Here is a 6,880-nt window from a genome sequence, read left to right as displayed (position 1 = left end):
CCTGGCGGCCAAACCCGACGGCATGGAAGTGATCTGCACAGGTCGCGGTGCGCCCCGCCAGCTGGTGCAACTGGCCGACCTGCACTCAGAAATGCGTGCCCACCAGGGCCCCGGAGGCCTGGAAGGCATCGAGATCTACACCGGTGAGGGCAAGGGCAAGAGCACCAGTGCCCTGGGCAAGGCCCTGCAGGCGATCGGCCGGGGCATCAGCCAGGACAAGAGCCATCGCGTGCTGATCCTGCAGTGGCTCAAGGGCGGCAGCGGCTACACCGAGGATGCGGCCATTGCCGCCCTGCGTGAGAGCTACCCCCACCTGGTGGATCACCTGCGCTCCGGGCGCGATGCGATCGTCTGGCGCGGCCAGCAGCAGCCGATCGACTATGTGGAAGCTGAGCGGGCCTGGGAGATCGCCCGCGCCGCCATCTTCAGCGGCCTCTACAAGACCGTGATCCTCGATGAGATCAATCCCACTGTGGATCTCGAGCTGCTGCCGGTGGAGCCGATCGTGCAGACCCTGCTGCGCAAACCCTCCGAAACGGAGGTGATCCTTACCGGCCGCTGCAAGAACCCACCCGCCTACTTCGATCTGGCCTCGGTGCACTCCGAGATGGTGTGCCACAAGCACTACGCCGAGCGCGGCGTGGACCTCAAGCGCGGCGTGGATTACTGATTGCTCGGATCTTCTGGGGTAGTTGGTTCACGAGATCACTACCAGCCATGGCTTCGGGAGCGATAGCTTCAGGTCCAACAAACTTTGGCCCGTCCTGCACGCGGACCAGCAATGAAGTGGCCTGTTTGCATTACGAATCTATAATTTTTGCTCAACACTGATTGAAGCACTAGAATATGGAGTAGCTGTAGGACTCACGCGTGAGTGTTAACAACAATTCTATTGGCGCAATCCCGCTGGTGGTCACTCTGGGCCACTCGGTGAGTACCGACAAGATCCCTGATCCCAATACATTCCTAACCAACTGGTACGCCCAGTTCACAGGTACAACAGCCGGCAAAGTACCTTTCAACATCAGCGACGAAAATTATCTGATCGCAGCGCACAGCGCCAACGGTAGTCTAACGATCAATAGCCAAGCATCCAACCCCTATAGCCTGTACGACCTCGCTTGGAACCAGAACGGCAGCATCACGCCCTATTTGTTCGCAACCAAGCCGGATTATACCAACGCCTATACCAACGCCTATACCAACGCTGGGATACAGCTGAACGACGTCTTCAGCTCCAGTAATCCCGACATCCGGGTCAATGCAACGAGCCCTAAATTCCCCGTCTTCTGGCTGAGCGGCATACAGTCGTTCGCACTCATCCTGGCGTCCGGCAATCCCACAAAACTGAACGGCACGAACGCTTCTGCGAACCTGGTGAATAGCTCTGGCGGGGCCCCCTCACCTGTTGCCAGTGGCCTCAACTACGTGCTGCATGAGGGCTACTATGGGTTGGACGCCAAAACGAACTCTAGCGATAGCAACAACGGTGACGCGACTTATATTGAGCAATTTTCTATCCCGAACAGTCTGATTCTCTGGTACACGGACAGCAGCGGTAATCTCTATCGAGGCGTCAGGTCTGCCTCAGGTGAAAACCTCAGCGTCCCAGGGGCAGGCTCGTTCATCAACACCAGCAGCGGCAAATACCAATCCAGCTACAACAACAGTCTCCAGCTTGCCACGGCGATCTCGGATCAGTTTGAGACAGCAAAGGTCTTTTCCAGCAAGAAAAATGGCACGCTCTACGCCAACCCCAAGGACACCTTTGCCACGGAGGCCAGTGCCATCCTGGATCCAGCATTTGGCAACTACTATCAATACCAGTACAGCCTACCTACGCTATACGGCGTACAACAGGGAACAACGGTGCCAGTGCAGTGGACTGGCAACAACAATGGCACGTACTATCAAGTCACCGGCATCACGCTGACGGGCTTTGACAATGCCGACAAATTGAGCGGGGGAGATCCACTCAAGGCCTTCGACAGCAATGCCTACGCCCAGTTGAGTGTCAACTATGGCAGCAGCTCAACTACACTTGACAGCAGCGCCAACATCATCATTCCCTGGCTAGGTTACAACCCCAGCAGTCCAAGTCAAAGCAACAGCTACAGCATTGTCTCACCGGGGGGCGCCTCAGGCAGCGGACCCAGCGGCGGCTGGATGGTGGACTGGGATTCAAGCTATGACAAGGTTTGGATGGGATCCAGTCAGAGTAACACCACCAATCTCAATGCACTTAGCGGCACCAACCCAGTCTCCGTCTCAGGGGGGCCGTATGGCGCCACGAACTTGTTCAAGTATTACGACGACCTGTTTGAATTCGAACCAGGAACGGGAACATTCACTGGCACAAGCCTGAATTACACCCAGAAGAATCAGGGTTTATTCACAGCAACAGGCGACACCATCACGGCCTATCCCGGCTTTGTAGCGACCACAACCGGAGTCAACGGAAACGGTCAATGGATCACGGCTGATGGCACCACCTATTCGGTCAAAGTCAATCAAGGGACACCAGACGGTTCGACAACGGGCTTCCTGAATCTTGGCGGAACACCCGATAACACTCAGATTCAGATTCAGTACGTCAGCGAAAGCAATTCCTGGCAGGTGAGTGTCCCCACCTCCCAGAACTGGATACAAGATTGGCAGGGAAAGGTTAATCAAAATTCAACATTCTCTGTTGCCAACAACGGATCGTTGGGTGGCAACCCGCCTGTCCAAGTCACGGTCACCGTTCAATCGCCTCCCTCCGTTGCCATCAATCCAGCACAACTCAGCTGGACCAATTTCACCGCGTCCAATGGGGCCATACTGCAGGCCATGGTGGATGCCAATGGCAACTGGCACCTGAAGGGCGATCCCAGCAATCTCTGGAGCGGCAGTGGCAGTGGGACGTCGTTTACAGCTACAGGCGTGCTTTCAAATGGATTCCAGCCGACCTTCACCCTGGCCAAGGCTCCTGACGCAACAGCCACATCGGATCAGGTGGGTCTGATCTTCTCAGCTGGTGACACCAATTTCACAGCCCCAGCACCGATCACATCCTTCACAGCCACCGACGCCTCAGGCAAAACGATCGCAACGCTGACGCCAAACAGCATCTGGAAGGCCAATCAGCTCGCTCAGTCCTCAAGCAACCCGTTCACCTATGCCGCCAATGAAGCCGGCATCGCTGGAGCGAATGCAGGGTCCTACACCCTGGACGGGGATAAAGTTGTCACTGCCTATCAGAACATCGCGGACTCCTGGGATTCCGGCGGCGTCGTCGGTGATTATCTATCTTTGCTCAATGCGGGGTTGCTGGGTGCAACCGGGTCATTCACCTACAACCAACAACAGGTCACTATCGGAGACCTGTATCAATTGCAAGAGCCAGAAAAGGGCTCGCCATGGTTTGACAAGACCAGCGGTCCTGTTGCTAAGGGCTTCTTCGGCCAGACCGCCTGGGCAGAGGGCGATCAAGACAACAGTTACTGGAACACATGGTCATCACTACTGAACACATACGCGCCAAACGTCTACAGTTTTGGCTTGAGCGACCGGTTTGCCAACTCCTACGACATTAACCTGAACCTTGAAGAGATCACGCCAGGGGGTGGTGATATATTCCTCCAGTACAACAAGGATGCAACCAAAGCCGAATCAGCCTTCAGCGTTGTCGATGGCGGCAGCATTCAAGGAGGACTCTATCCACTGTTCATCGAGTATCAGATCGGCGGTTTTGGCCAGCAAAGCGATAAAGGCTACAACTACAACTATGACTTTTGCCGGATTACAATCAAACCCGCGCGATCGTCAACGTTCCCACGCCGCAGGGAGAAAAGGAAATCCGGGTTGAGTTTCAGGGGGGGCAGCTGAGCGAGGGGAGCGACGTTGAGATCATCAGCAATCCGGGAATCAATCAAGCCACATTGCAGGATCTCGCAAGCCTTGGAGTGCGGACTAATGCAACGGCCATCGCCTTCCAGCTTGCTACTGATCCGGGAGCTGAGGCTTCCTTGAGCTCGGATCCGAATCTGGTTGCCGCTGAATTCCTGGCTGATCTCCGCGACCCCTTTGGCCGATTGCCTGCTCGCAAGCTCCTCTACTACGCCCTTAACACCGCAACCGGTGCCCTCTCCCCCCTGAGCTACGACCCGATCACCGGTGCCGGCGCACGTTTCTTTGATTTGAACAACGATGGCACTCCAGACTTCTTCACCCTCAGCCTCATTGACGGTGGCTATGGAGACAAGGATGGCCTTGCTAATGGCGTCATCGTTGATCCCTCCGTTGCTGGATTCGTCGATCTCGCCAACCTTCAGTTCACCAGTGCAGGCTCCGGCACAGTCACCGTCAGCGATCCATCCAATGCCGCACCCGCAGCCGTAAACCTCCGCGCCACCCTCAACAGTCGCCCGAACAGCTCCAACCAGATCGGCTACGTGGTGCTCAATGCCGCAGAAGTGGCGAGTGCAGATGCCCTTCTCAGTGATCTGAACTGGCTGCGCGGCCGTGCGCAGACCCTGTTCTCCACGCTGGAAAGCAAAGATGTCACCCTCCCTCCGGCCGGCAGCGCCTTCGCTCGCGACCTTCAGCTGATCAACGGCCAGAGCCTCCGCTTCTTCGAGGTTGTGGACGCCAGTCTCCAGCAGCTCTCCAGCCTCTCTGACAGCCGCTTCCGCCTGCTCTCTTCCGCAGCCTTCGCCAACGGCCAAGTGGCCTTCAGCTCGACGAGCGGCGTGCGCTTCTCCCTCGCTCTCCTACCCGGCGATCTCGGTCTCAATGCTCTGATCAGTACTGCCCAGGGCCGCGCGCCTGTGCTCGATCTCAGCGCCTTCACTGCGGCCCAGAGCCTCAGCGGCTCAGTAGTGCTTGGCCGTGAAGCCGACTTCAACTCCAGCGCGGGGTTCTACCGCAGTCTCGATGCCAATGGAACCGTGATCGCTGCTGATGGCATCACCCGCCTGCGGCCTGGCGATAGCGCCTACGCCGCAGAGGCCCTGCGCAGCTCGAACCTCATCGCTCAGCTCGGCAATCTCGCAGTCGCTGACAATCAGACCACTTCCCGCAGCTTTAGCGGCGTGAGCGGCGGTTCCTTCCTGGCACCCTTTGCCCATGTGAATGGCAACACCTTCTTTGCTTATGGCGCAGCTAGCACCGATGGCTTCAGCCACTTCCGTGCCCTCGGCAACAACCTTTTTGGCCTGGAGGACATGGTTGGCGGCGGCGATCGCGACTTTGATGATCTGGTGATCGGCTTCAACTTCGACGCGGTGGCTTAGGGCTTGATGACCGCTCAGCATCGGTCGTCGTCTGTCGCCCGGCCGCCGGTCTCAACGTTGTGGACCCATCTCAGGCCAGGCGCCACAGCGGCTGCTCCCGCCCAACAGCTGGGCACCCTCAGTACCGCGGCACGCTCGGATCCACCTCCTGGCTCCAGGCGTCGATGCCGCCGGTCACATTGATGCCCTCGATGCCGTGGCGCTTCAGGGCGATCAGGGCCTTGGCACTGCGGCCGCCCAGCTTGCAGTGGACATAGAGCTGCTTGCCTGCCGCCAGCTGCCTGATCCGCTCCACGGCAGTGCCGTTCTCGATTAGATCGAGGGGAATTAGCTCGGCTCCGGGGATCACTGCGATCTCCGCCTCGGGCGGGTTGCGGACGTCGATCAGCACCAGGCCGGAAGTGTCGCCATCGAGCAGGCCCTTGAGCTCGCCCACGCTGATGCTCTCCACAGCTCCGGACTCTTCCTGGCCAGGGGCAGTGCCACCAACTCCGCAAAACTCTTGGTAATCAATAAGTTTGTCGATCACCGGGCGCTCGGGGTTGGGCCGCAGCTTCAGCTCGCGGAACTTCATGCCCAAGGCATCGAACAGGAGCAGGCGGCCGCTGAGGGTGGTGCCGATGCCGGTGATGATCTTCACCGCCTCAGTGGCCTGGATCACGCCGATGATTCCGGGCAGCACGCCCACCACGCCGCCCTCGGCGCAGGAGGGCACCATGCCCGGCGGCGGCGGTTCAGGGAACAGGTCGCGGTAGTTGGGGCTCTCGGCATCGAGGTTGAACACCGTGGCCTGGCCCTCGAACCGGAAGATCGAGCCGTACACGTTGGGCTTGCCCAGCAGCACGCAGGCGTCGTTCACCAGGTAGCGGGTGGGGAAGTTGTCCGTGCCGTCGCAGACCAGGTCGTAGCCGGAAATGATCTCCAGGGCATTTTCGCTGGTGAGGGCGGTCTCGTAGAGATCCACCTGGCAGTGGGGATTGATCTCCAGGATGCGGGCCTTGGCCGATTCAATCTTGGGCTTGCCAACCCAGCTGGTGCCATGGATCACCTGGCGCTGGAGGTTGGAGTGGTCGACCACATCGAAATCGACGATGCCGAGCCGGCCTACGCCGGCAGCCGCTAGATAAAGAAGCAGGGGCGAGCCCAGCCCACCGGTGCCCACGCACAGAACAGAAGCAGCCTTGAGCCGCTTTTGCCCCTCCATACCCACCTCTGGCAGGATCAGGTGCCGGGCAAAGCGAGCCACCTCATCGGGGCTGAGCTGGACGCCGCTGGTGTCGGGAGGAAGCATGGCCTCTTGGATCAGCACACCATTCTCCATGGCAGGCGCAGGGGCGCGGCCGGAGCTTCCGGCAACCACCAGGCAACCAAGTCCCCACCAAGGGTTTGGGCCCCGAGGATCACCATCAAAGTGGATATCCCACAGAGACTGCGATCAGTGTCAGAAGGCACGGCCCCACTAGTGGGGTGGCTGTGGGCTGAGCCCAGCAGCTCCAGCCCCTGAGCCCTGCCCCACTTCTGCGCCTGCAGCTGCTCCCTTGGATCAATCGCAAAGCGCTGGCAGCGTTGCTGAGGCTGGGGCCAGACGTTGCAACACGGCCAGACCA

The 6,880-nt window shown here is 59.0% G+C and carries 5 protein-coding genes; 3 read left to right on the top strand and 2 right to left on the bottom strand.

Annotated features, from left to right (window positions below):
* The 3 genes from KBY85_RS15400 to KBY85_RS15390 all read left to right on the top strand — a co-directional run.
* A partial coding sequence (locus tag KBY85_RS15400) for a cob(I)yrinic acid a,c-diamide adenosyltransferase (RefSeq protein ID WP_254962341.1) occupies nucleotides 1-670 on the top strand: 670 nt, incomplete at its 5' end.
* A gap of 200 nt (nucleotides 671-870) precedes the next feature.
* A complete protein-coding gene (locus KBY85_RS15395) occupies nucleotides 871-3,867 on the top strand; it encodes a hypothetical protein (protein WP_254962339.1) in 2,997 nt (998 codons plus the stop codon).
* Nucleotides 3,868-4,007: 140 nt separating this feature from the next.
* Complete coding sequence (locus tag KBY85_RS15390; RefSeq protein WP_254962338.1) at nucleotides 4,008-5,273, top strand: DUF4114 domain-containing protein; 1,266 nt, start codon at nucleotides 4,008-4,010, stop codon at nucleotides 5,271-5,273.
* A 118-nt stretch (nucleotides 5,274-5,391) separates the two neighbouring features.
* Here KBY85_RS15390 and moeB read toward each other — a convergent pair whose 3' ends face one another.
* Both moeB and KBY85_RS15380 read right to left on the bottom strand, forming a co-directional pair.
* The gene (gene moeB, locus KBY85_RS15385; protein WP_254962342.1) at nucleotides 5,392-6,564 is read right to left on the bottom strand and encodes a molybdopterin-synthase adenylyltransferase MoeB; all 1,173 of its coding nucleotides are present in this window, start codon (nucleotides 6,562-6,564) and stop codon (nucleotides 5,392-5,394) included.
* Between the two features lie 11 nt (nucleotides 6,565-6,575).
* Nucleotides 6,576-6,880: M67 family metallopeptidase (locus KBY85_RS15380; RefSeq protein WP_254962337.1), on the bottom strand; the 305-nt coding region annotated here is incomplete at its 5' end.

The organism is Cyanobium sp. BA5m-10 (assembly GCF_024346255.1).
Classification (GTDB): domain Bacteria; phylum Cyanobacteriota; class Cyanobacteriia; order PCC-6307; family Cyanobiaceae; genus Cyanobium_A; species Cyanobium_A usitatum.
This window is presented reverse-complemented; position numbering and strand designations above follow the sequence as displayed.